Here is a 24,513-nt window from a genome sequence, read left to right as displayed (position 1 = left end):
GGCCAGCGAAGGCGCCACGGAACGGTCTGCATACACTGACCGGCCGAAAGACAGTTCGGCCGGTCCCGGCAGGAAGCAGAGACGACACGTGACAGAAGCGATCCTCCTGGTCGGCGGCAAGGGCACCCGGCTGCGCCCGCTCACGGTGCACACGCCCAAGCCCATGGTGCCGGCGGCCGGGGTGCCGTTCCTCACGCACCAGCTGGCGAGAGCGAGAGCGGCGGGTGTCGAGCACATCGTCCTGGCCACGTCCTATCTGGCCGAGGTCTTCGAGCCGTACTTCGGTGACGGTTCCGCGCTGGGGCTCCACCTGGAGTACGTGACGGAGGAGGAGCCGCTGGGCACGGGCGGCGCCATCCGCAACGTCGCCTCCAAGCTGCACTCCGGCCCCGACGACCCGGTGCTGATCTTCAACGGCGACATCCTGACGGGCCTCGACATCCGGGCCCTGGTCGACACCCACGAGACGACGGGCGCGGACATCTCCCTGCACCTCACCAAGGTCACGGACCCGCGCGCCTACGGTCTCGTCCCCACGGACGACACGGGCAGGGTCCTGGCGTTCCTGGAGAAGCCGCAGACGCCCGAGGAGATCGTCACCGACCAGATCAACGCGGGGGCGTACGTCTTCCGCCGCTCGGTCATCGACACGATCCCGCGGGGCCGGCCGGTGTCGGTGGAGCGCGAGACGTTTCCGGACCTGTTGACCGCCGGGGCCCATCTCCAGGGCATGGTCGACTCGACGTACTGGCTGGACCTGGGCACACCGGCGGCGTTCGTCCGGGGCTCGGCGGACCTGGTCCTGGGCCGGGCCCCGTCCCCGGCGGTCCCCGGCCGCTGCGGCGACCGCCTGGTCCTGCCGACGGCGACGGTCGCGGCCGACGCGAAGCTGTCCGGCGGCACCGTGGTCGGCGAGGGCGCGTTCGTCGCGGAGGGCGCCCGCGTCTTCGGCAGCACGATCCTCCCGGGCGCCGTGATCGAGCCCGGCGCGGTCATCACCGACTCCCTCATAGGCACCCGGGCCCGCGTCGGCGAACGCTCCGTCCTCACCGGCACGGTCATAGGCGACGGCGCGGTCATCGGCCCCGACAACGAACTCCGCGACGGCGCCCGCATCTGGTGCGACGCCCAAATCCCAGCAGGAGCGGTCCGCTTCTCATCGGACCAGTGAGCAGACCGCCGCCGCTGCGGGCAGTCGTGCCGCTGGGGCGGCACGGGTGGGCGCAGCGGCACCTCGTCGCGCCGAGTTGCGCACGTACCCCGCCCCGCAACAACGCCGCAGCACCGGAAAACGGGGCAGCTCACAACGCCCCGATATCCCACCGCGGCATCTTCGGCGCCCTCCGCCCCGGCGCCACCCCGCTCAGCAGAATCAACCGAGCCGCCCGATGCCGCTGCCCCGCATACGGCTGAAGCAACTCCAGCATCACCGAGTCATCCGCATCCCGGTCCCCGGCCAACGCCCACCCCACGATCCGGGGCAGATGCAGATCCCCCACGGTCACCTCATCCGGCGCCCCATGACTGCGCTGCACCGTCTCCGCCGATGTCCACGGCCCCACCCCCGGCACCACTTCCAACCGGGCCCGAGCCGCCCCCGGCTCCATCCCGGCCGCCTCCTCCAACCGTCCGGCCACCCGCACCGCACGCAGAATCGTCGACGCCCGCTTGTTGTCGACCCCGGCCCGATGCCACTCCCACGACGGGATCAGCGCCCACTCCCGAGGCCCAGGCATCACACACATCCGCCCGGGCGCGGGCCCGGGCGCCGGCTCCCCGAACTTCAACACCAGCAACCGCCACGCCCGATACGCCTCATCGGTCGTGACCTTCTGCTCCAGAATCGACGGAATCAGCGACTCCATCACCAGCCCGCTCCGTGTCAGCCTGAGCCCTGGCCGCCGATGCCGGGCCAGCGCCACCAGCCGGTGCCGGGGCACGAACACGGACGGGTCGTCGGCGGCCCCGAGCAGCTCCGGCAACCGGTCCAGCAGCCACTCCGCCCCGGGGCCCCAGGCCTGGCCGCGCACCCCACCCCCGTACGCGCACACCCGTAGCGTCCCGGGCCCCGCGGGGGTACGACAGGCCCGCCACACGGACCCGTCCGGCATCGTCCGGAACGTCGGATCACCCGGCCCGCGTCGCAGCGGCCCGAGCACCAGACCGAGATCCAGCGGCCCGTCCGGCACCCAGTCGCGCGCCCGCCCCGGCCCCGCCGCCTGCCGCGGCACGCCCCCGGCCACGCCGGCATGCCCGCCGCGCACGGTGATGGGGGTACCTCCCACGCCCTTGAGGCTGTGGGGGAGCGTGGGCCGGGGAGCGAATCGTCCTGCCATCAGTGAAGTCCCTGGGAAGCGAGAGGAGCCCTACGAGCGTAGGCGCCGGGCGGCGCCGGTCACCGCACCTCGATGAAGGCCCCCGCGTCCCGCTCCGGCCGCGGACGCGGTTCCTCCGCCGGATGCCCGACCGCCACCGCACCCATCGGATCCCAGTCGTCCGGCAGCCCCAGCACCTCGCGCACCACGTCCCGGCAGAACATCGTCGAGGACACCCACGCCGAACCCAGCCGCTCCCCGGCCAGCGCGACCAGGAAGTTCTGCACGCCGGCGCCCGTGGCGACCACGAACATCTCCCGCTCGGCCCCGTCGCGCCGCGCGTCGCCGTAGGTGTGCGAGCCGTCCATGACCAGACACGGGACGACGAGGTACGGCGCGTTCCGCAGGACGTCCCCGCGCCGGACCCGCTTGGCGATGGACTCCTCCGTCTTGCCGTCCCGCCGCAGATCCGCGATCCACGCGTCGCGCATGGCGTCGAGCAGCCGCGTCCGCGACTCCTCGGACTCCAGCAGCACGAAGCGCCAGGGGGTGGTGTGGTGCGGCGCCGGCGCCGTCACCGCCGCGGCCACCGCCCGCCGTACCGCGCCGGGGTCGACGGGCTCGTCCGTGAAGGCCCGGACCGTGCGCCGCTGGGTCACCGCCAGCCGTACCGCCTCCGACGTGCCGAGCCGGAACATGTCGTCGCGCGCGCCGCGCACCATGGCCCGCGCTCCCTCTCCGTCGCCCGGCGCCAGCACGTGCGGCAGGCCGCGCACCACGGCGACGGGGAGCCCGGCCGCCTTGCCCTTGACCAGGTCGCCGGCCGCGGCGAGTTCGTCGGCCGTGGCGACGACGGTGGCACTGAGCGGGTTGCCGTGCGCGTCCGTGCCCCCGCGCAGATCGTCCAGAACGCGCACCCCGGCGGCGCCGATCGCGACGTCCGTCAGCCCCGCGCGCCAGGGCCGCCCGAACGTGTCGGTGACGACGACACCGACGTCGACGCCGAGGATGTCGCGCAGCCCGTCGCGGATCGCGCGGGCGGAGGCGTCCGGGTCCTCGGGCAGCAACAGCACCGTCCCGGACGGGGTGTTGGACGCGTCGACCCCGGCCGCGGCCATGACGAGGCCCTGCCGGTTCTCGACGATCCGGAGGCTGCCGCGCCGGGCGACCACGCGGACCGTCTCGGCGTCGATGACCGCTTCTCGGTCGGCCGCCTGGACCGCCCGGCCCTCCGCCTTGGACACGATCTTCGATGTCACCAGCAGGACGTCCCCGTCGGCCAGACCGGGCTCGGCGGCCGCGATCAGCTTGGCCAGATCGTCCCCGGCCGCGACCTCGGGTATCCCGCCCGGGGCCCACACCCGGTACCCGCCGGCACCCTGCCGGTTCTCCGGGACCTCGCCGCTCAAGCTGCCCGCACCTCCTCCGCCAGTGCCAGGGCCTCCCGCGCCATCTGCGCGGTCGCGTCGGTGTCGGTCATCATCAGCGGCACGGCCCGGCAGCGGATCCCGGCCGCCTCGACCTGCTCCACCGCGCCGGCGTCCACCGTGTCGACGAGCCAGCCGTCCAGCAGGCCCGAGCCGTAGTGCTCGGCCACCGCCGGGGCGGTCGACTCGACGCCCACGGCGGCGAGCACCTTGTCGGCCATGCCCCGCACGGGGGCGTCACCGACGATGGGGGACAGGCCGACCACCGGCACCCCGGCGTCGGCGATGGCCTCCCGGATGCCGGGCACGGCCAGGATCGTGCCGATCGACACGACCGGGTTGGACGGCGGGAAGAGGATCACGTCCGCCTCGGCGATCGCCTCCAGCACCCCCGGCGCGGGCTTCGCCTGGTCGGCACCCACCGGCACGATCGCCTCCGCGGGCACCGAGGCGCGCAGCCGCACCCAATACTCCTGGAAGTGGATCGCCTTGCGCTCGCCGTCGATCTCCACGGCCACGTGGGTCTCCACGCGGTCGTCGGACATCGGGATCAGCCGCACGCCCGGCTCCCAGCGGTCGCACAGTGCCTGGGTCACCGCGCTCAGCGGGTACCCGGCGCCGATCATCTGCGTCCGCACGATGTGCGTGGCGAAGTCCCGGTCGCCGAGGCCGAACCACTCGGGCCCGACGCCGTACGCCGCGAGCTCCTCCTTGAGATGGAAGGTCTCGTCGGCGCGCCCCCAGCCCTGCTCCTCGTTGATGCCGCCGCCGAGCGTGTACATCACCGTGTCGAGGTCCGGGCAGACCTTCAGCCCGAAGAGGTGGATGTCGTCCCCGGTGTTGCCGATGACCGTGATGTCCGCGTCCGGCACGGCACGCTTCAGACCACGCAGGAACCGGGCACCACCGATGCCGCCTGCCAGAACCACAATGCGCATGGAAGCCAGTCTTGCAGGCGCCTGTGACAACCGGTCGGCGACTACCGCAACCGGTCGGACAGTCACGCCGACCGATCGGGCACGTCCCGCCATCGGTCAGGCGATCACGGCCCCCGGTACGCTCCGGGCCTCGCAGTGCTGGGCCGTGTGCATCGGCATCTGAGTCAGGCCCGGGTGGTAGACGTGCAGGCTGACCGCCGGCTCCAGTGCGTCGTTGACGACTTCGTGCACGTACCCCGGCGCGAAAACGCGCTGCGCGCCCGCCCGCAACGCGCGTGTGCCCCCCTCCGTGCGCTCGGTCAGCGTGCCGTCCAGCACGGTCAGCACACCGGAGGAGCGGCCGTGGTCGTGCAGCCCGCTGCCCTGTCCGGGCACCCAGGACAGCAGCCACACCTCGTAGCCCGGGCCGGTGCGCAGCCGGTGGTACCAGCGGCTGGTCGCGTCGTAGCGGACGAGGTGCTCCCACTGGGAGCGGTCGGCGGCGATGGAGCGGGCGAGTCCGACGAACTCGGCGACGGTGGCCGGGTGCTCGCGCGGGGTCTGGAGGAGATGCGGGACTTCGAGGATGTCGCCGGCGATCTGGAGGTCGCTGTCGCTGTTCATGGGGTGCGGTGGTTCCTCGGCAAGGAGTGGAAAGTCGGTGGAGGTGTCGCGGCGCGTGTGCCCGGGTCGCGGGCGGCGACGAGGAGTGCCCTGGTGGAGCGGAGACAGCAGCGCCGAGTCGTGGGTGACTCAGCGGCAGCCGGAGCGCGTTGGGCTCAACAGCTGCAACAGCAACAGCAACAGCAACAGCGAGCGCGGGCAGCACCGTGGGACCCGGCGGTGCGGGTCGAGGTGAGTGCCGAGTTCGCGAGCATGCCCACAAGGACACCGGTTCACACCTTCACTGTCAACTCGGCACCCGTCAGGTGGGATGTGGTTCACCTCATCCGGTCGTTCACTCAGATGAAAGGTTTGTTCGTGGCCCGCCCGGGACACATGGCGTCCAACCGGGCGCACGAAACCCCGTTGCGTACTCGTGATCCGACTGTGATCCGTTTCGCTTCGAGGTGCGTGTCGGAACGAGATCGAACCTCTGGGCGTCCTTCTTCGTACAGGTCTGCAAGGGGTCCGGCGGACGGCGTGAGCCCCTGCGGGCTCCGTCGGTGTGTCAGGTTTTATGGTGATTTGAACACTTTCCGCTTGGGCTTGGTTCCGCAGAGTGAATAAGGGGCTCAATAGCAGATCTCGGCTTGACTCGCCCGGAGCAGCACACTTGTAATTTCACTCGTGTCGTTCAGCCGGAATCGGTAACGGCTAGATCACGGGGACGCGAAAGACAGACGAGGGGCGCACATGACCGAGACGGTGCAGCAACTGCTGGTCGACGACGCGGACGAGGAACTCGGCTGGCAGGAGCGCGCACTGTGCGCCCAGACCGACCCCGAGTCCTTCTTCCCCGAGAAGGGCGGCTCGACCCGGGAGGCCAAGAAGGTCTGCCTCGCCTGTGAGGTCCGCTCCGAGTGCCTCGAGTACGCCCTCGCCAACGACGAGCGATTCGGCATCTGGGGCGGCCTGTCCGAGCGGGAGCGCCGCCGGCTGAAGAAGGCCGCGGTCTGACCGTCATCCGGATCCCTACGCCCGGTTCGAACGGCCCGTCGCAGGTGGGTTATCCACAGGCGGCGGGCCCCCTTGTTGCACAGCCGATAGTGTGGTCGCTCGTCCGAGACGCCCCGCTGCCCCCACCGGCCGCAGGCGTCCACCGCAGTCCACCGAACCGGGGCCCGTACCTCGATGTCCGTGCACAGCCACACGGCAGCTCATCACGACAGCGCTGCCACACCTGAGTTCCCGCGTCATGTGGTGACCGCGGTCCTCGTCTCCCATGACGGCGCCCGCTGGCTGCCCGACGCGCTCGCCGGGCTGCTCGGCCAGGAGCGCCCCGTGCAGTACGCGATGGGCGCCGACACCGGCAGCGCGGACGACTCCGCCCAACTGGTCACCGACGCCCTCGGCGCCGACCGCGTGCTGCACCTCGCCCGCCGCACCGGCTTCGGCCAGGCCGTCGAGGAGTGCGACCGCACGGCCCCGCACCTCACCCCGGAGGAGCTGCCGTATCTGAAGCGGCCCAGCGGCTGGGACCCGGTCACCCGCTCCTGGCGCGACGACGCCTACGACCTGCCCGAGCTCCCGCACGGAGAGCCGGTCCAGTGGCTGTGGCTGCTGCACGACGACTGCGCCCCGGAGCCCGACGCCCTGGCCCAGCTGCTGCGCGTCGTGGACAACGAGTACGAGCTGGGCCGCGAGGACGTCGCCGTCGTCGGCCCCAAACTCCGCGGCTGGTACGACCGGCGGCAGCTGCTGGAGGTCGGCGTCAGCATCGCCAACTCCGGCCGCCGCTGGACCGGCCTGGACCGCCGCGAGCAGGACCAGGGCCAGCACGACCACGTCCGGCCCGTGCTGTCGGTGTCCACCGCCGGCATGCTGATCCGCCGCGACGTCTTCGAACAGCTCGGCGGCTTCGACCGCCACCTGCCCCTCATGCGCGACGACGTCGACCTGTGCTGGCGCGCGCACGCGGCGGGCTACCGCGTCCTCGTCGCCCCCGAGGCCGTCGTCCGGCACGCCGAGGCGGCCTCCCGCGAGCGCCGCACGGTCGACTGCGTGGGCCGCACCGCCGCGTCCCCGCACAAGGTCGACAAGGCCGGCGCCGTCTACACCCTGCTCGTCAACGCGCGTACGGCCGTCCTGCCCTGGGTGCTGCTGCGGATCGTGCTCGGCACGCTGCTGCGGACCGTCGCCTACCTCGTCGGCAAGGTACCGGGACAGGCCGTCGACGAGATCCGCGGCCTCCTGGGCACGCTCCTCAGGCCCGAGCGGATCCTCGCCGGGCGGCGCGGCAGAGGCGCCTCCGGGATCGACAAGGACGAGCTGCGGCCGCTGTTCCCGCCGCCCGGCGCGACCGTCCGCATGACCGTCGAGCAGCTCGCGAGCAACCTCGTGGGCCGCTCCGACCCGGAGGTCGCCTCCGGCGCCGGACGGCACGGCGGCGCCGTCGAGTCCGGCCCCGGCGGTGACGACGCCGACTTCCTGGAGATCGAGCAGTTCGCCCGGCTCAAGCGCATCGCGCGCAAGCCCGGCCCGGTGCTCTTCCTGGTGCTGCTGGTGGTCTCCCTGGCCGCCTGCCGTGAACTCCTCGGCGGCGGCGCGCTCACGGGCGGCGCCCTGCTGCCCGCCCCGGCCGACTCCTCCGACCTGTGGGCGCGCTACCTGGACGCCTGGCACCCGGTCGCCGCCGGCGGCACCTCCTCCGCGCCGCCGTACCTCGCACTCGTGGCGATGCTGGCGTCCCTGCTGTTCGGCTCGACCGGCCTCGCCGTCACGCTGCTGCTCGTCTGCTCGGTGCCGCTCGCCGGCGTCACCGCCTACTTCGCCTCCCGCCCGCTGGTCGAGTCCCGGCTGCTGCGCGCGTGGGCGGCCGTCGTCTACGCCTTCCTGCCCGCCGCCACCGGCGCCCTCGCCGGCGGCCGGATCGGCACCGCCGTCCTGGCCGTGCTGCTGCCGCTCATCGCCCGCGCGGGCATCGCCGCCAGCGGCCTGGCGAACCCCTCGGGGGCGCGTGGCAGTTGGCGCGCCACCTGGGCGTACGCGCTGCTGCTGACCATCACCACCGCGTTCACCCCGATCGTGTGGCCCATCGCGCTGCTCCTCGGCGCCGGGCTGCTGGTCCTGCGCCGGACCGACATCACGGCGTACGGGCTGCGGTTCCTCGCCCAGCTCGGCACGCCCCTGCTGGTCCTCGCGCCCTGGTCGCTCTCCCTGCTCCCGTTCGGCTTCTTCCAGGAAGCCGGTCTGGAGTACGGCCCGTCGGCCGCCTCCGCCCTCGACCTGCTCGGCGCCAGCCCGGGCGGCCCCGGCACCGTCAGCGGCCTCATGCTGATCGGCATCGTCCTGGCCGCGCTCGCCGCCCTGCTCCGCTCGGAACGCCGGCTGGGCATCTGGACGGCCTGGACGGCCGCCCTGACCGGCTTCGTCTTCGCGGTCCTGTCCAACAGCTCCACCTGGTCCGGCCCCGCGACGCTCGTCTACGGCATCGCCCTCCTGGCGGCCGCCGCGCTCGGCGCCGACGGGGCACGCGCGCGCGTGGCCGAGCAGAGCTTCGGCTGGCGCCAGCCCGTCGCCGTGCTGATCGCCTTCGCCTCGGCCGCGGGCCCGCTCCTCGTCGCAGCCGGCTGGATGATCCGCGGCGCCGACGGCCCCCTGGAGCGGCGCGATCCGACCCAGGTCCCCGCGTTCGTCGCCGAGGAGAGCGGCAGCAGCGACCAGGCCCGCACCCTCGTCCTCGACAGCGACTCCGCCTCCCACGTCGGATACATGCTGGTCCGCGGCTCCGGCGCCCGTCTCGGCGACGGCGAGATCGCCGCGGCCGACGGCGAGAACAGCAGGCTCGACAAGGTCGTCGCCAACCTCGTCGCCGGCTCCGGTGCCGACCAGGCCGACCAGCTCGGCGGCTTCGCCGTGCGCTACGTCCTCGTCCACCAAGGCGCCCCCCGCGACGTCACCCGCGTCCTGGACACCACGCCCGGCCTGACCCGGCTCAGCCAGCAGGACAGCGGCGCGCTGTGGCAGATCGACCAGGACGTCGCACGCGCCACCATCGTCCCCACCTCCGGCTCCGGCACCCCGCAGACCGTCGCCGCCGGGCCCGTCGACATCCACACCACGATCCCGGCCGGCCCCGACGGACGCGTGCTGCGCCTGGCCGACACCGCCTCCGACGGCTGGACCGCCACGCTCGACGGCAAGCCGCTCACCCGCACCACGGTCGACGGCTGGGCCCAGGGCTTCAAGCTCCCCGCCACCGGCGGCAGGCTGGACGTCACCTACGACGACCCGGTCGGCCACACCGCGTGGCTGTGGGCGCAGGGCCTCCTCGCCGTCGTCCTCGTCGTGCTGGCCCTGCCCGGCCGGCGCCGTGACATCGACGACGACCTGCCCGAGGAGCCCGCCGTCCCGGCCCAGCCGGTCGCGGGCGAGGGCCGCCGGGCCCGCCGCCTGCGCGCCCAGGCGGAAGCCGAGGCCGAAGAGGCGGCGCAGCCCGGGGAGTTCCCGCCCCCGCAGCCCGAGCAGCCCCCGGTGGCCCTGCCCGAGCAGAACCAGGGCCAGTGGGACAACGCCGGCTACCAGAGCGGCGAGTACGCGAACTACGGCGACCAGTACCAGGGCGCCCAGCACCCGGCGGACGCGTACGGACAGCAGTACCCGGCGGATCCCTACCAGGGCGGCCAGTACGACCCGTACGCGTACGGCGGCCAGCCCCAGAACCCGTCGTACGACCAACAGGGCTACGACCAACAGGGCTACGGCCAGGCCTACCCCCAGGGCTACGGCACGCCGTACGACCCGGCGCAGCAGCACCACCCCCACGGCACGGGCAGTGAGCGTCCCGACGGGAGCCAGCAGTGAACCGCACGACCCTGTCCCTGATCGCCGGCGTGACCGCGCTCGCCGCCGTCACCGGCTTCGCCGCGCTGTCCGCCCCGGACACCCCGGGCGCGGACACCACCGCCAAGGCGGCCGCCCAACTGCCCGTGGAGCGCACGAGCCTGCTGTGCCCCGCGCCCAGCATGTCCGACATCGCGGAGACGTCGTACACCTCCTTCACACCCGTCACGAAGGGCACCGGGAGTGGCGGCAAGGCGCAACTCCAGGCGGCCGCCCAGGAGTCGAAGGACGGCGCGGGCGGCGACAAGGGCAAGGACGGCGGGAAGACCGGCGAGCGGAAGACCGAGAAGCCGGTGCTGACCCCCAAGGAGCCCGGCAAGCCGGTCACCGGGGACACCTCGGGCGCCGAACCGCCCGCGCTGGTCGGGACCGCCGACGGCAGGTTCGCGCCCGGCTGGACGGTCCAGGAGACGACGGAGGTCGCCGCGGGCACCGGGCGCGGCCTGCAGGGCGTCAACTGCACGGCCCCGGACACGAGTTTCTGGTTCCCCGGCGTCAGCACCGCGGCCGACCGCACCGACTACGTCCATCTGACCAACCCCGACGATTCGGCCGCCGTGGTCGACATCGAGCTCTACGGCAAGGACGGAACCCTCAAGTCCACGGTGGGGGAGGGCATCACGGTCCAGCCGCACTCCAGCGACCCGGTCCTGCTGTCCACCCTCACTGACGAGCAGCAGACCAACCTCACCGTGCACGTCAACGTCCGCAGCGGGCGGGTCGGCGCCGCCGTGCAGGCCCTGGACGACAAGCTCGGCGGCGACTGGCTGACCGCGTCCACGGACCCCTCGGGCAGCCTGGTCCTGCCCGGCATCCCCAAGGACGCCACCTCCGTGCGCCTGGTCGCCTTCACCCCGGGCGACGCCGACGCGGACCTCAAGGTGCGCCTCGCCTCCCCTTCCGGGTTGATCACCCCGGCCGGACACGAGACGGTGCACGTCAAGGGCGGCATGACCACCGCCGTCGACCTGGGCGACGTGACGCGCGGCGAGGCGGGCTCCCTGGTGCTGACGCCGACGGACCGGTCCGTGCCCGTCGTGGCCGCCCTGCGGGTCGTACGTGGCAAGGGCGACAAACAGGAGACGGCCTTCATCCCGGCCACCCGCCCGGTCGGCACGCGCGCGACGTCCGCGGACAACAGCGCCAAGGGCAGCACACTCTCCCTGACCGCCCCCGAGGGCGCCGCCACGGTCGAGGTCACCGCCTCGGCGGGCAGCGAGGGCGGCACGCCGGTGTCGAAGACGTACACCATCAAGGCCGGCACGACCCAGGACATCGAGCCCCCGGTCCCCAGCGGCCTGAAGGGCACGTACGCGCTCACGGTCGAGCCGAAGTCCGGCGGCCCGGTCTACGGCGCCCGCACCCTGGCGGCGACGGAGGGCGGCGTGCCCGGTTTCACCGTGCAGACGCTCCCCGACGACCGGGGGACGGTCGCGGTGCCGGAAGCGGACGAGGACCTGTCGGTGCTGCAGAAGTAGGGCCGGCTGTTGCGGTCGGTGCCGCAGAAACGGCACCGACCGCTGCCGGCCGTCTCAGCCCTGGTCCTCGCCGTACCGCGGATCGACCGTCTCCGGTGTCAGCCCCAGCAGCTCGGCGACCTGCTCGACGACGACCTCGTGCACCAGCGCCGCCCGCTCGTCGCGGCCCTTCGTGCGGATCTCGACCGGCCGCCGGTAGACCACCACGCGCGCGGGGCGGCCCTCGCGGGCGCTGATCGTGCCGCCCAGCGGGACCGCCTCGTCGTTCCAGGCCTGGCCGGGCCCGTCGAGCCGCGGCACCTCCAGCACCAGGAAATCGATGTCGGCGAGCTGCGGCCAGCGCCGCTCCAGGCGCTCCACGGAGTCCTGCACCAGATCGGCGAACGCCTCCGCGCGGCTGGCGGCGAGCGGCACCTGCGGCGGTGCGATCGGGCCGCGCATGCCCCGGCCGTGGCGATCACGGCGGCGGGGCCCGGGGGCGGCGGCTCGGGGCGTTACGGGCTTGTCCATCACTGCTGAAGGGTAGTCCCCGCCGCGTCCCCGCGCCCGGCACCGCACGGCGGTACGGACGGCTTCCGGCCGACCGGTACGGCATGTCGTTGCATGTCTATTCCAGCCAAGGTTGGGCTCGATTCCGTATCCCGTGAAGACCGGCAACCTCGCGGCAATTGGGGGTTTTATGACGACTATTGACCGCTTGAGAGGTCGTTCGGCACCCCGGACGACTCTGTCCGGGCAGGTCAGCAGGGTGTGCCCGAAGGGGGGTGTGGGGCGTTTCACAGCCCGACACGGGGGAGTGACCTGGTGGAGAGTCGTCGCGGCCCGCTCAAGAGTGCGGTACCGTCCAACGTCGTGAGCCCTGTACGTCGCTGTTCGCGCACCGCCTGCGGCCGTCCCGCCGTCGCGACGCTGACGTACGTCTACGCCGACTCGACCGCGGTCCTCGGCCCGCTCGCCACCTACGCCGAACCCCACTGCTACGACCTGTGTGCCGAGCACTCCGAGCGCCTCACCGCCCCGCGCGGCTGGGAGGTCGTCCGGCTCCTCGACGGCTCGGCCCCGGCGCGCCCCAGCGGCGACGACCTGGAAGCGCTTGCCAATGCCGTGCGCGAGGCGGCCCGTCCTCAGGAACGGGCGGCCGGGGCCGGTGGCGGAGCTCGCTCGGCCGACCCGATGGAGGTCGCCCGGCGAGGGCACCTGCGGGTCCTCCGGTCGCCCGACAACTGACCGCACCTCCCGGCTCCTCCCCGCGCACCCCCACTGAGCGCGAGCCAACTCGCCGACATCGGCGCCGCCCTGGCGGGCGCGGGCGTCCTGGTCGCCGTACCGCACGCGCGCGTGCCCGCCGCCGAGTCCGTACGCGCCTGTGTACTGACCGGCGTCCGCAGCGAGGAACCGGACGAGGAGGACGGACCCGCCCCGCGAGGTCCTGCGCGCGTACGCCCCCTACGCGCTGATCGTCCTGATCTTCTCCGTCGCCCAGATCCCGGCCGTCAAGGACCGGCTGGACCAGGCCACCCGGACCTACGACTGGCCCTTCCTCAACGTGCTCGGCTCCGACGGCGAACCGGTCGGCGGGAACGTCTTCACCTGGCCGATCGTGTCGACCGCGGCACGCTCGTGCTGCTCGCCGGGATCTGCACGGCCGCCGTCATCGGGGTGCACGCGCGCGTGGCGGTGAAGGAATGGCTCGCGACCGTGCACGAGCTGCGCTTCGCGATCCTGACGGCGACGTCCGTACTGGCACTCGCGTACGTCATGAACCTCTCCGGGCAGGCGGCGACCATCGGCCACTTCGTGGCGGCGGCCGGAGCCGGGCTCGCCTTCCTGTCGCCCGTCCTCGGCTGGTTCGGAGTCGCCGTCTCCGGATCGGACACCTCGGCCAACGCCCTCTTCGGCGCCCTCCAGGTGACCGCCGCCCGCGAGTCCGGGCTCCCGCCCGACCTCCTGGCCGCCGCCAACAGCTCCGGCGGAGTCCTCGGCAAGATGATCTCCCCGCAGAACCTCACCACCGCCTGCGCGGCCGTCGCCCTCGCGGGCCGCGAGGGCGACCTGCTGTGCAAGGTGCTGCCGTGGAGCCTCGGCCTGCTGCTGGTGATGTGCCTGATCGTGGTCGGCCAGAGCACACCCGTCCTGGACTGGATGCTGCCGTGACCTGAGACGACGCCCGGGCGCCGACTCGGCGTCCGTACAGCGCGCCGGCAGCGGGCGAGGGTAGTTTGGGCGGACCGACAGTACTTTTTCAGGAAGGTTGGCCGTGGCTGCTGATCTGTCGCAGGTCGTCAAGGCGTACGACGTACGCGGGGTCGTCCCCGACCAGTGGGACGAGTCCCTGGCCGAGCTCTTCGGAGCGGCCTTCGTGCGGGTCACCGGCGCGAGCGCCATCGCGACCGGGCACGACATGCGGCCCTCCTCCCCGGGCCTGTCGCGTGCCTTCGCGCGCGGGGCGGCGGCGCTGGGCGCCGACGTGACCGAGATCGGGCTGTGCTCCACGGACCAGCTCTACTACGCCTCGGGCGCGCTGAACCTGCCGGGCGCCATGTTCACCGCCTCCCACAACCCGGCCCAGTACAACGGCATCAAGATGTGCCGCATGGGAGCCGCCCCGGTCGGCCAGGACACCGGCCTCGCCGAGATCCGCGAACTGGTCGAGCGCTGGAGCGAGTCGGGCGCCCCCGAGCCCGCCGCGACGCCGGGAACGATCACCGGCCGCGACACGTTGTCGGACTACGCGGCGCACCTGCGCTCCCTGGTCGACCTGACCGCCATCCGCCCCCTGAAGGTCGTGGTCGACGCGGGCAACGGCATGGGCGGACACACGGTCCCCGAGGTCTTCGCCGGCCTGCCCCTGACGCTGGTCCCGATGTACTTCGAACTCGACGGCACCTTCCCCAACCACGAGGCCAACCCCCTCGACCCGGCCAACCTCGTCGACCTCCAGAAGCGGGTCCGGGAGGAGGGCGCCGACCTGGGTCTCGCCTTCGACGGCGACGCCGACCGCTGCTTCGTCGTCGACGAGCGCGGTGAGCCGGTCTCCCCGTCGGCGATCACCGCCCTGGTGGCCTCCCGCGAACTGGCCAGGCACGGCGGCAGGGGCACGATCATCCACAACCTGATCACGTCCTGGTCGGTCCCCGAGGTCGTCGTGGAGAACGGCGGCACCCCGGTCCGCACGCGCGTCGGCCACTCCTTCATCAAGGCGGAAATGGCGCGCTCGGGCGCGATCTTCGGCGGCGAACACTCCGCGCACTACTACTTCCGCGACTTCTGGAACGCCGACACGGGCATGCTGGCCGCCCTGCACGTCCTGGCGGCCCTCGGCGGCCAGTCGGGCCCCCTGTCCGCCCTCGTCGCCCAGTACGACCGCTACGCCGGCTCCGGCGAGATCAACTCCACGGTGACCGACCAGACGGCCCGCCTCGCCGCGATCCGCTCCGCGTACGAGAACCGCGAGGGCATCACCCTCGACGAGCTGGACGGCCTGACCGTCTCCGCCACCGACTGGTGGTTCAACGTCCGCCCCTCCAACACGGAGCCACTGCTCCGCCTGAACGCGGAGGCGAGGGACCAGGAGACGATGACCAGGGTGAGGGACGAGGCACTGGCGATCATCAGGGGTTGACGGGAGGGCGAGCTCAGCCCCTTGTCCGACCGATTCGGGCGGCGGGTGGGCACGGGCCGGGGGCCCGGGGGGGCGAAGCCCCCTGGCGAGGGGGCGACCCCCCCTGGCGAGGTCAAAGGGGCGGAGCCCTCTTCACCCAGCCCGGCCACCCACCCCCTGCACCCACCAACCACCCCCGTCTCACCCCCACCGGCGGTACCCTGACCAGGCACATCCGCACCGCCCCCTCAGGGGCAACGCCCCACCCGCCCCATCCCCGAAGGGACCCCGCATGGCACTCGAAGCCGGCCTCCTCGAAATCCTCGCCTGCCCGGCCTGCCACGCTCCCCTCAAGGAGCAGGACTCCGAACTGCTCTGCACCGACCAGAACTGCGGCCTGGCCTACCCCGTCCGTGACGGCATCCCCGTCCTCCTGGTCGACGAGGCCCGCCGCCCCTCGTAGGCGCGCCCGGGCAGACACACCCGCGTGAACCCGGTGCACATACACCCCGGGCACAACGGGCACCGACGTAGGACATCCCAAAAACGGACCCGGACCGGACTCCGGCGATCGGAGGCTGCCGCCCATGCTCGACGAATCGCTGCTCGACTCCCCGGAGGGCCTCTCCGAGGCAGACCACCGCGGGTTGCTCCGCGGCGCCGCAGAAGCCGGCGCCCGCGTCCGCACGGCCGCCCGCCACTCCGCCGAGGCCGGCATCAACGACCTCAAACCCGACGGCCGCCCCCGCGCCGTCCTCATCGCCGGCCCGGGCGCCGCCGCCACGCACGCCGCCGACCTCCTCGGCACCCTCGCCGGCGCGGGCAGCCCGGTCACGCGGCTGGCCCCCACCGGCGTCGCCCCCGCCGCGGGCGCCCTGCGCTGGGAATTGCCCGGCTGGGTCGGCTCCGTCGACCTCCTCCTGATCACCACCCCGGACGGCAGCGAACCGGGCCTGTCCCTCCTCGCCGAACAGGCCTACCGACGCGGCTGCAACGTCGTCGCCGTGGCCCCCAGCCGCTCCCCGCTCGCCGACGCGGTGAACGGCTCGCACGGTCTGTTCGTCCCCATGGCGACCGCCCCGTACGACCAGGACGAGCCCCTCGCCGCCTCCGCCCCCGGCGTCCTGTGGGCACTGCTCACCCCACTGCTCGCGCTGCTGGACCGCACGGGTGTGCTCGCCGCCCCGCCGGACGCCCTCGGCAAGGTCGCCGACCGCCTCGACGGCATCGCCGAACGCTGCGGCCCCGCCATCGCCACCTACAGCAATCCCGCCAAGACCCTCGCCGCCGAACTCGCCGACGCCCTCCCGATCGTCTGGACCGAGGGCACCTCGGCCGGCCCGGCAGGCCGCCGGTTCGCAGCCGCACTCGCCGAACTGTCCGGTATCCCCGCGGTCGTCGCCGAGCTCCCCGAAGCACTCGCCGCACACAGCGCCCTGCTCGCCGGCCCCCTGGCCGCCAGCGCCGACCCCGACGACTTCTTCCGCGACCGTGTCGAGGAACCACCCGCCCTGCACGCGCGCGTGGTACTCCTGCGCGACCGCCCCATCGGCGGCCTCACCGCCGCTCCCGGCGCCCGCGACCTGGCCCTCAGCCACGACACGCCGATCAGCGAACTGGAACCGGAGGCGGGCGGCGAACTGGAGACCCTCGCGGAACTGATCGCCGTCACGGATTTCGCCGCCGTTTACCTGGCGCTCGCTTCCAGGGCCTGATCATGACCGGGACACCCTGACGCGCCCGCACGCCCGAACCCCCAGAGAGACCCCATGGACCGCCTCGACAACACCATCCGCCCCTACGCCTGGGGTTCTCCCACCGCCATCCCGCACCTGCTCGGCACCGAACCGACCGGCGAACCGCAGGCGGAGATGTGGATGGGCGCCCACCCGGGCGCCCCCTCCCGCACCGGCCGGGGCACGCTCGTCGAGGTCATCGACGCCGACCCGGAGAAGGAACTCGGACCGGCCGCGGTCGCCAAGTTCGGCCCCCGCCTGCCCTTCCTGCTCAAGATCCTCGCCGCCGGCGCCCCGCTCTCCCTCCAGGTCCACCCCGACCTGGAGCAGGCCAGGGAGGGCTACGCGGACGAGGAGCGCCGCGGCATCCCCGTGGACGCCCCGCACCGCAACTACAAGGACGCCAACCACAAGCCCGAACTGATCTGCGCCCTCACCGAGTTCGACGGCCTGTGCGGCTTCCGCGACCCGCTCGCCGCCGCCGGCCTGCTCGACGGCCTCGGCATCGACTCCCTCAAGCCCTACGTCGATCTGCTGCACGCCCACCCCGAGGACGCCGCGCTGCGCGAGGTCCTCACGGCGATCCTCACCGCCGACCCCGAGGAGATGTCCCGCACGGTCGCGGAGGCGGCCACCGCCTGCACCCGCCTCGGCGGCGCCTACACCCCCTATGCCGACATCGCCCACCACTACCCGGGCGACCCTGGTGTCATCGCCGCGATGCTGCTGAACCACGTCCGGCTCCAGCCCGGCGAGGCCCTCTACCTCGGCGCCGGCGTCCCGCACGCCTACCTGAACGGCCTCGGCGTCGAGATCATGGCCAACTCCGACAACGTTCTGCGCTGTGGCCTGACTCCCAAACACGTCGACGTCCCCGAGCTCCTGCGCATCGTCCGCTTCCGGCCCAGCGACCCCGGCGTCCTGCGCCCGGAGGCCTCCCCGGACGGCGAGGAGCTCTACGAGACCCCCATCGACGAGTTCCGCCTGTCCCGCTACGTCCTCCCCGAGGCCGGCGGCGCCCACGACCTCACCCGCGCGACCCCGCAGATCCTCCTCTGCACGGCTGGCACCGTCCGGGCCGGCGAGCACGACCTGACCCCGGGCCGGTCCGTCTTTGTCCCGGCCGGCGAAAAGGCCGAAGTGTCCGGAACGGGAACGCTTTTCCGGGCCACCGTCGTCGCCTGACCGTTTCGACGACTCCCCTGCTGGTGACCTGAAGCACCGCGGCACGAGCGGGCTGCAACAATGGCCCACCGTCAAGCACGGGCAAAGTCACGGGCGGCTCAGTAAGGCGAGCCCCCGGGCCCTGGAACGGCGTACGAAGGGACAACGCGAACACATGAGCGCGTCAGGCGGCACCAAGGCGATCGTGGCGGCACTGGGCGCCAACCTCGCGATCGCGGTAGCGAAGTTCGTGGCGTTCCTCTTCAGTGGCTCGTCATCGATGCTCGCCGAGTCCGTCCACTCCGTCGCCGACTCCGGTAACCAGGCACTGCTCCTGGTCGGCGGCAAGAAGGCGAAGCGCGAGGCCACCCCGCAACACCCCTTCGGCTACGGCCGCGAGCGCTACGTCTACGCCTTCCTGGTCTCCATCGTCCTCTTCTCGGTCGGCGGCATGTTCGCCCTCTACGAGGGCTACGAGAAGATCAAGCACCCGCACGAGCTGAAGCACTGGTACTGGCCGGTCGGCGTCCTGGTCTTCGCGATCATCGCCGAGGCCTTCTCCTTCCGCACGGCCATCAAGGAGTCCAACACCCTGCGCGGCCGCCGCTCCTGGAAGGAGTTCGTGCGTCACGCCAAGGCTCCTGAGCTCCCGGTCGTCCTCCTGGAGGACCTCGGCGCCCTCGTCGGTCTGGTCCTCGCCCTCGGCGGCGTCGGCCTCGCCCTGCTCACCGGCGACAGCGTCTGGGACGGCATCGGCACCCTCTGCATCGGCGTCCTGCTCATCCTGATCGCCCTCGTCCTCGCCGCCGAGACCAAGTCGCTGCTGCTCGGCGAGTCGGCCGGCGTCGAGGAGACGCAGAAGATCGAGACCGCCCTGGTCGACGGCGACACCGTCACCCGCATCATCCACATGCGCACGCTCCACCTCGGCCCCGAGGAACTCCTCGTCGCCGCCAAGATCGCCGTCCAGCACGACGACACGGCCACCGAGATCGCCGCCGCCATCGACGCCGCCGAGTCCCGCATCCGCGAGGCCGTCCCGATCGCCCGCGTGATCTACCTCGAGCCGGACATCTACAGCGAGGCCGAGGCCGCCAAGGGCCCCGACCCCGAGGCGAGCCCCGGCGGCCCCACCCCGCACCCCACCGACCACTGACACCACCTCGTACGACTCCTCCGGCCACGGGGCCCGCCGAACCACTCGGCGGGCCCCGCCGTCTTCCACCGCCCCCCCGCACCTCACCGACAGCCCACCCCCCCGCCCGTCACGGGATCGGCTCGATGTGTTTCCCTGCGGGCTGGGGATCGCAGGCGCCCCCGGTGTAGCTTGGGACGGAGCCAGACGTCGCTGCTGATGGCGGTCGGGCGGTCCCACCGCGGACCGGCCGAGGGAGAGAGGGCCTCCGACGGACTGCGCTGCGCGCACGCGGGCATGCCTGTGTCCTCTTTCGGGCACCCCTGTGTCCGCCGCCGCGCAGACCAGCCGTACCCACCTCGACCCAACCCCGAGGAGCAGCTCGCAATGACGACTGTCGAAAACCGACAGGACTTCAAGGTCGCCGACCTCTCCCTGGCCGAGTTCGGCCGCAAGGAGATCACCCTCGCCGAGCACGAGATGCCCGGCCTGATGGCGATCCGCAAGGAGTACGCCGAAGCGCAGCCCCTGGCCGGTGCCCGCGTCACCGGCTCCCTGCACATGACCGTGCAGACCGCCGTCCTCATCGAGACCCTGGTCGCCCTCGGCGCGCGGGTCCGCTGGGCGTCCTGCAACATCTTCTCCACCCAGGACCACGCCGCCGCGGCCATCGCCGTCGGCCCGGACGGCACGCCCGACAACCCGCAGGGCGTCCCGGTCTTCGCCTGGAAGGGCGAGACCCTGGAGGAGTACTGGTGGTGCACGGAGCAGGCGCTGACCTGGCCGGACAGCCCCACCGGCGGCCCGAACATGATCCTCGACGACGGCGGTGACGCCACCCTCCTCGTCCACAAGGGCGTCGAGTACGAGAAGGACGGCAAGGTCCCGTCCGTCGACACGGCCGAGTCCGACGAGCACCGCGTCATCCTCGAACTCCTGCACCGCACCATCACGGACGGCTCGCAGAAGTGGACCCAGCTGGCTTCCGAGATCCGCGGCGTGACCGAGGAGACCACGACCGGTGTCCACCGCCTGTACGAGATGCAGCGCGACGGCACCCTCCTGTTCCCGGCGATCAACGTCAACGACGCCGTGACCAAGTCGAAGTTCGACAACAAGTATGGCTGCCGCCACTCCCTGGTCGACGGCATCAACCGCGCCACCGACACCCTGATCGGCGGCAAGACCGCGGTCGTCTGCGGCTACGGCGACGTCGGCAAGGGCTGCGCGGAGTCCCTGCGCGGGCAGGGCGCCCGTGTGATCATCACCGAGATCGACCCGATCTGCGCCCTCCAGGCCGCGATGGACGGCTACCAGGTCACGACCCTCGACGAGGTCGTCGACAAGGCCGACATCTTCATCACCACGACCGGCAACAAGGACATCATCATGGCCAGCGACATGGCCAAGATGAAGCACCAGGCCATCGTCGGCAACATCGGCCACTTCGACAACGAGATCGACATGGCCGGCCTCGCCAGGATCCCGGGCATCGTCAAGGACGAGATCAAGCCGCAGGTCCACACCTGGACCTTCCCCGACGGCAAGGTGATCATCGTCCTGTCCGAGGGCCGCCTGCTGAACCTGGGCAACGCCACCGGCCACCCGTCGTTCGTGATGTCCAACTCCTTCGCGGACCAGACCCTGGCCCAGATCGAGCTGTTCACCAAGCCCGACGAGTACCCGACCGGCGTCTACGTGCTGCCCAAGCACCTCGACGAGAAGGTCGCCCGCCTCCACCTCGACGCGCTCGGCGTGAAGCTGACCACGCTCCGCCCCGAGCAGGCCGAGTACATCGGCGTCCAGGTCGAGGGCCCGTACAAGCCGGACCACTACCGCTACTGAGCCGAGCGGCTCAGCTCCTCAGCAGCCCAGGTCCTTCGAAGCAGGCCCCCGCACCCCCGTGCCGGGGGCCTGCCCCGTTCGCCGGACCAGCGACCGGCTCAGCCCGTCAAGACCCAGGACCCTCATGCCCCGCGGCCGCTATTCGCTCCACGATCCGCACGATCACACCCCCCTCGCTGAAGAACATTTCCAGTGCGCCCCCGGTCCCTCCGGCTGGCGCTACGTCTCCCAGCTGACCACCCCCTCGGGCGATCACCACGGCTCCGTCGACCTCACCCTCGACGAACTCGGCCGCCCCATCCGCCTCGAACTCCACGCCGCCGCCTGGCAGATCCGCGGCGCCGCCCTCGACGGCGTCACCTGGGTCCGCACCGACCCCACCGGGACCCACGCCACCGAAGGCAATGTGCGCGCCCACGCCTTCACCGGCACCTCCCCGGCGTTCCTCGTCGCCACCACCCGTCTCCTGCGCCTCACTCCCTCCTCAGCGGGCACCCGCGTACGTCTCGTCGCCTTCACGGACCCGGTCCTCGCCCCGCGCACCGTGGACCAGTCGTGGACCTTGCTGAAAAGACAAGCACACGCCACTGACAACGGCCCCCTGACCGTGGACGAATACCAGGTCACAGCCCTGGACACGGGAGAACAGCACTCCGTGCACATCGCCGGAGACGTGGTGCTCGCGGCCCCCGGCATCGAGCTCGAAGACCTCGAATCACCGCCGTCGGTGTTCACCTGAGCCCGGCCCCTCGCTGAACGGGCAGCCCGGCCCGCCCTCCACTACGCCGGCGGCACGAACCCGGTCCCGGGACGCTCGCCCGCAGGCACCTCATGCGACTCCGCGGGCCGATCCCCGCCGGTCGACTCGACAGCCGCACCGGTCGACTCGACAGCCGAGCCGTACGGCTGAGACACGGCACCAGGCGGCACAACCGGCGGCCGTCCGTACGCATCGGACGCCGCCCCCGCACCCGAAGCGGGCTCAGCAGCCGGGGCAGCATCGGCGGCCGGAGCGGCCGGAGCAGCCGGAGCAGCCGGACCGGCCGGAGCAGCCGGACCGGCCGACGAGGACGATCCGCTCCCGAAAGCCCGCCGAGCCTCCCGCGCCTGCCGTTCATGCACGACCGCCGCCAGATACGCCGCGGGCGGAACACCCTGCGGCACCGGAGCCCCCGTCCGATCCGCGAGATCGGACGCCAGCCGCTGCGCCATGGACCACCCCACCTGCGGGTCCAACTGCTGCATACGCGTCAGATACTGACGCACGGCGAGCCACAACCCGTCGGGCACCGCAGACATATCGAGCCCCGAGAACCGCCCCGCCAGCCAGGGCGGGGGAGGGGGCACGAACCCGGTCCGCGAGACCGGAATCCGCTCCCGGACGACGAGGGTCCCCGCGAACACATCCCCCAGCCGCCGCCCGCGCGCCGACACGAACGAGGCGATGCAGGCGACGACACCGAAGGTCATGAGGATCTCGATCACCCCGATCAAGCCCCTCACCAGCGCATGCCGGAAACGGATCGGCCCGCCGTCGTCCCGCACCACACGCAGCCCGCACGCCATCTTCCCGAGCGACCGCCCATGGCTGAGCGTCTCCACCGCGATCGGCCCGCCCACCAGCACGAGAACGAACGTCGCGATCGACAGCGCCGTCTGCGCCGCCTCGTCCAGCGAGGCAGTGGAAACCACGACCGCGATGGTCACCGCCACATAGACGGCCAAAGCCGCCACAAGATCCAACAACACGGCCAGCGCCCTGCTGGGCAACCTCGCGGGGCGTAGCTCCAACGCCACCGCCTCGCCCGTCACCAGCTCACTCACGCCGCCGTCCTTCCCCTGCCCTGCCCCCGACAGGGCCAGTCTGCCAAGCTGAGGGCGCATCGCGCCGCAGTACGACAAGCTGATCCACGACGAGCCGCCGACGAACAGCCGAGGAGCAGGCAGACCGATGGACCTCGACGTCTTCGTCTCCGCCCACCGAGCGGAGTGGGACCGCCTCGAAGCACTGCTCCGTCGTCAGCGCCGCCTCAGTGGTGCCGAAGCCGACGAACTCGTCACTCTTTACCAACGCGCCGCAACGCACCTCTCCCTGATTCAGTCCAGTGCCCCCGACCCCCAGCTCACCGGCAGGCTCAGCCAACTCGTGGCACGCGCGCGTAGTGCGGTCACAGGTACCCGCCGTGCCTCCTGGCGCGACGTCACCCGCTTCCTCACCCACAGCTTCCCGGCCGCCGTCTACACGTCACGCCACTGGTGGGTACCTACCGCGCTGCTGTCCACGGCGGTCGCGGCCCTCCTCGGCTGGTGGATCGGCACCCATCCCGAGGTACAGGCCTCCATCGCGGCCCCGAGCGAACTACGCGACCTCACCCGCCCCGGCGGCCAGTACGAGACCTATTACTCCAGCCACCCGGCCGCCAGCTTCGCCGCCCAGGTCTGGACGAACAACGCCTGGGCTGCGGCCCTGTGCCTGATGCTGGGCGTCTTCCTGGGGCTCCCGGTCCTCTGGATCCTCTTCCAGAACATGCTCAACCTGGGCATCGGCGTCGGCCTCATGTCCTCGGCCGGCCGCCTCGACACCTTCCTCGGCCTGGTGCTCCCGCACGGCCTGCTCGAACTGACCGCCGTCTTCGTAGCCGCCGGCACCGGCCTGCGCCTCGGCTGGACCCTCGTGGATCCCGGCCCCCGCACGCGACGCACAGCTCTCGCGGAAGAGGGCCGCGCCGCCATCGGCATGGCCATCGGCCTGGCGCTGGTCCTCTTCGTCTCCGGCGCCATCGAAGGCTTCGTCACCCCCTCCGGCCTCCCCACCTGGGCCCGCATCACCATCGGAGTCGTCGCCGAACTGGCCTTCTTGGCCTATGTCTACGTCCTCGGCGGCCGCGCCGCCCGCGCCGGTAACACCGGCGACGTCGAGGCAGCGGAACGCAGCGCCGGCGTCCCGACAGCTGCCTGAACGGCCCTACGACCGCCGGATGTGCGACCACGTCCGTTCAACTGCTAGTCTCCTCTTCGCCCCACGGGAGCCGTTGACACGGCTCGTGCGGGGAGGTAGATTCGAACAGTTGCCTGGACAAGGGGTTCATCCCCTGATTGGCGACAGTGAGCATCTGTCTGCTTCATGAAACGCTGATTTCATTGAAGCCCCTCCCGATGAATCGGAAACGAGCGGCCGGTCAATCCGGCTCAAAACTTCTGATAAAGTCGGAACCGCCGGAAAGGGAAACGCGGAAGCGGAAACCTGGAAAGCACCGAGGAAATCGGGTCGAGAAAAGATCTGATAGAGTCGGAAACGCAAGACCGAAGGGAAGCGCCCGGAGGAAAGCCCGAGAGGGTGAGTACAAAGGAAGCGACCGTTCCTTGAGAACTCAACAGCGTGCCAAAAGT

Annotated in this window: 19 protein-coding genes and 1 pseudogene; 14 read left to right on the top strand and 6 right to left on the bottom strand. The window is 72.1% G+C overall.

The genetic code is table 11. The features are described 5' to 3' along the window. The first annotated feature begins 88 nt into the window (after nucleotides 1-88). The gene (manB, locus tag AC07F0_RS00100; RefSeq protein ID WP_478972173.1) at nucleotides 89-1,171 is read left to right on the top strand and encodes a mannose-1-phosphate guanylyltransferase; all 1,083 of its coding nucleotides are present in this window, start codon (nucleotides 89-91) and stop codon (nucleotides 1,169-1,171) included. A gap of 130 nt (nucleotides 1,172-1,301) precedes the next feature. On the opposite strand, the gene AC07F0_RS00095 is transcribed toward manB, so the two are convergent. The 4 genes from AC07F0_RS00095 to AC07F0_RS00080 form a co-directional block, all read right to left on the bottom strand. Further along, nucleotides 1,302-2,336, bottom strand: coding sequence for a DNA-3-methyladenine glycosylase family protein (locus tag AC07F0_RS00095; RefSeq protein WP_478972170.1), 1,035 nt, complete (start codon nucleotides 2,334-2,336; stop codon nucleotides 1,302-1,304). Nucleotides 2,337-2,395: 59 nt separating this feature from the next. Further along, the gene (locus AC07F0_RS00090) at nucleotides 2,396-3,724 is read right to left on the bottom strand and encodes a coenzyme F420-0:L-glutamate ligase (RefSeq protein WP_478972167.1); all 1,329 of its coding nucleotides are present in this window, start codon (nucleotides 3,722-3,724) and stop codon (nucleotides 2,396-2,398) included. Beyond that, on the bottom strand, nucleotides 3,721-4,680 hold the full coding sequence (gene cofD, locus AC07F0_RS00085) for a 2-phospho-L-lactate transferase (protein WP_436730870.1): 960 nt from the start codon (nucleotides 4,678-4,680) through the stop codon (nucleotides 3,721-3,723). The genes AC07F0_RS00090 and cofD overlap by 4 nt, the downstream gene beginning before the upstream one ends. 96 nt (nucleotides 4,681-4,776) lie before the next feature. Further along, nucleotides 4,777-5,283 carry a cysteine dioxygenase gene (locus tag AC07F0_RS00080; RefSeq protein ID WP_478972164.1) on the bottom strand — a complete coding sequence of 169 codons (507 nt, stop codon included), beginning with the start codon at nucleotides 5,281-5,283 and terminating at the stop codon, nucleotides 4,777-4,779. A 732-nt stretch (nucleotides 5,284-6,015) separates the two neighbouring features. Between AC07F0_RS00080 and AC07F0_RS00075 the strand changes: the two genes are divergently transcribed. From AC07F0_RS00075 to AC07F0_RS00065, 3 genes are all read left to right on the top strand, one after another. Then, a complete protein-coding gene (locus tag AC07F0_RS00075; RefSeq protein WP_010034659.1) occupies nucleotides 6,016-6,279 on the top strand; it encodes a WhiB family transcriptional regulator in 264 nt (87 codons plus the stop codon). A gap of 174 nt (nucleotides 6,280-6,453) precedes the next feature. Next, entirely contained in the window at nucleotides 6,454-10,125 is a 3,672-nt protein-coding gene (locus AC07F0_RS00070; protein ID WP_478972161.1) for a glycosyltransferase family 2 protein, read from the top strand. Then, entirely contained in the window at nucleotides 10,122-11,642 is a 1,521-nt protein-coding gene (locus AC07F0_RS00065) for a DUF5719 family protein (RefSeq protein WP_478972159.1), read from the top strand. Before AC07F0_RS00070 ends, AC07F0_RS00065 begins: the two co-directional genes overlap by 4 nt. Before the next feature lie 54 nt (nucleotides 11,643-11,696). On the opposite strand, the gene AC07F0_RS00060 is transcribed toward AC07F0_RS00065, so the two are convergent. Further along, the gene (locus AC07F0_RS00060) at nucleotides 11,697-12,152 is read right to left on the bottom strand and encodes a metallopeptidase family protein (RefSeq protein ID WP_078885356.1); all 456 of its coding nucleotides are present in this window, start codon (nucleotides 12,150-12,152) and stop codon (nucleotides 11,697-11,699) included. Between the two features lie 294 nt (nucleotides 12,153-12,446). On the opposite strand from AC07F0_RS00060, the gene AC07F0_RS00055 reads away from it, so the two are divergent. The 9 genes and pseudogenes from AC07F0_RS00055 (at nucleotide 12,447) to AC07F0_RS00015 (ending at nucleotide 21,862) form a co-directional block, all read left to right on the top strand. After that, a complete protein-coding gene (locus AC07F0_RS00055; RefSeq protein WP_142152342.1) occupies nucleotides 12,447-12,869 on the top strand; it encodes a DUF3499 domain-containing protein in 423 nt (140 codons plus the stop codon). 39 nt (nucleotides 12,870-12,908) lie between these two features. Next, nucleotides 12,909-13,796 (top strand): annotated as a pseudogene (locus AC07F0_RS00050) (L-lactate permease); the annotation flags it as partial. A gap of 103 nt (nucleotides 13,797-13,899) precedes the next feature. Then, complete coding sequence (locus AC07F0_RS00045) at nucleotides 13,900-15,264, top strand: phosphomannomutase/phosphoglucomutase (RefSeq protein WP_478972156.1); 1,365 nt, start codon at nucleotides 13,900-13,902, stop codon at nucleotides 15,262-15,264. 271 nt (nucleotides 15,265-15,535) lie between these two features. After that, on the top strand, nucleotides 15,536-15,706 hold the full coding sequence (locus AC07F0_RS00040; RefSeq protein ID WP_478972153.1) for a Trm112 family protein: 171 nt from the start codon (nucleotides 15,536-15,538) through the stop codon (nucleotides 15,704-15,706). Nucleotides 15,707-15,830: 124 nt separating this feature from the next. After that, a complete protein-coding gene (locus tag AC07F0_RS00035; protein WP_478972150.1) occupies nucleotides 15,831-16,958 on the top strand; it encodes an SIS domain-containing protein in 1,128 nt (375 codons plus the stop codon). A 54-nt stretch (nucleotides 16,959-17,012) separates the two neighbouring features. After that, nucleotides 17,013-18,164 carry a mannose-6-phosphate isomerase, class I gene (gene manA, locus AC07F0_RS00030; protein WP_478972147.1) on the top strand — a complete coding sequence of 384 codons (1,152 nt, stop codon included), beginning with the start codon at nucleotides 17,013-17,015 and terminating at the stop codon, nucleotides 18,162-18,164. 154 nt (nucleotides 18,165-18,318) lie between these two features. After that, the gene (locus tag AC07F0_RS00025) at nucleotides 18,319-19,299 is read left to right on the top strand and encodes a cation diffusion facilitator family transporter (RefSeq protein ID WP_478972144.1); all 981 of its coding nucleotides are present in this window, start codon (nucleotides 18,319-18,321) and stop codon (nucleotides 19,297-19,299) included. Nucleotides 19,300-19,665: 366 nt separating this feature from the next. Then, nucleotides 19,666-21,123, top strand: a complete 1,458-nt coding sequence (ahcY, locus tag AC07F0_RS00020) for an adenosylhomocysteinase (RefSeq protein WP_478972141.1) — start codon at nucleotides 19,666-19,668, stop codon at nucleotides 21,121-21,123. Nucleotides 21,124-21,247: 124 nt separating this feature from the next. After that, entirely contained in the window at nucleotides 21,248-21,862 is a 615-nt protein-coding gene (locus AC07F0_RS00015) for a hypothetical protein (RefSeq protein ID WP_478972138.1), read from the top strand. Between the two features lie 41 nt (nucleotides 21,863-21,903). Here AC07F0_RS00015 and AC07F0_RS00010 read toward each other — a convergent pair whose 3' ends face one another. Beyond that, nucleotides 21,904-22,947, bottom strand: coding sequence for an RDD family protein (locus tag AC07F0_RS00010; RefSeq protein WP_478972135.1), 1,044 nt, complete (start codon nucleotides 22,945-22,947; stop codon nucleotides 21,904-21,906). Between the two features lie 127 nt (nucleotides 22,948-23,074). On the opposite strand from AC07F0_RS00010, the gene AC07F0_RS00005 reads away from it, so the two are divergent. Next, nucleotides 23,075-24,082, top strand: coding sequence for a stage II sporulation protein M (locus AC07F0_RS00005; protein WP_478972132.1), 1,008 nt, complete (start codon nucleotides 23,075-23,077; stop codon nucleotides 24,080-24,082). Nucleotides 24,083-24,513 lie beyond the last annotated feature (431 nt).

It is taken from the genome of Streptomyces sp. NPDC045955 (assembly GCF_056430805.1).
Note: the sequence above shows the minus strand (reverse complement) of the source record. Positions and strands in the feature narration are given on the sequence as shown.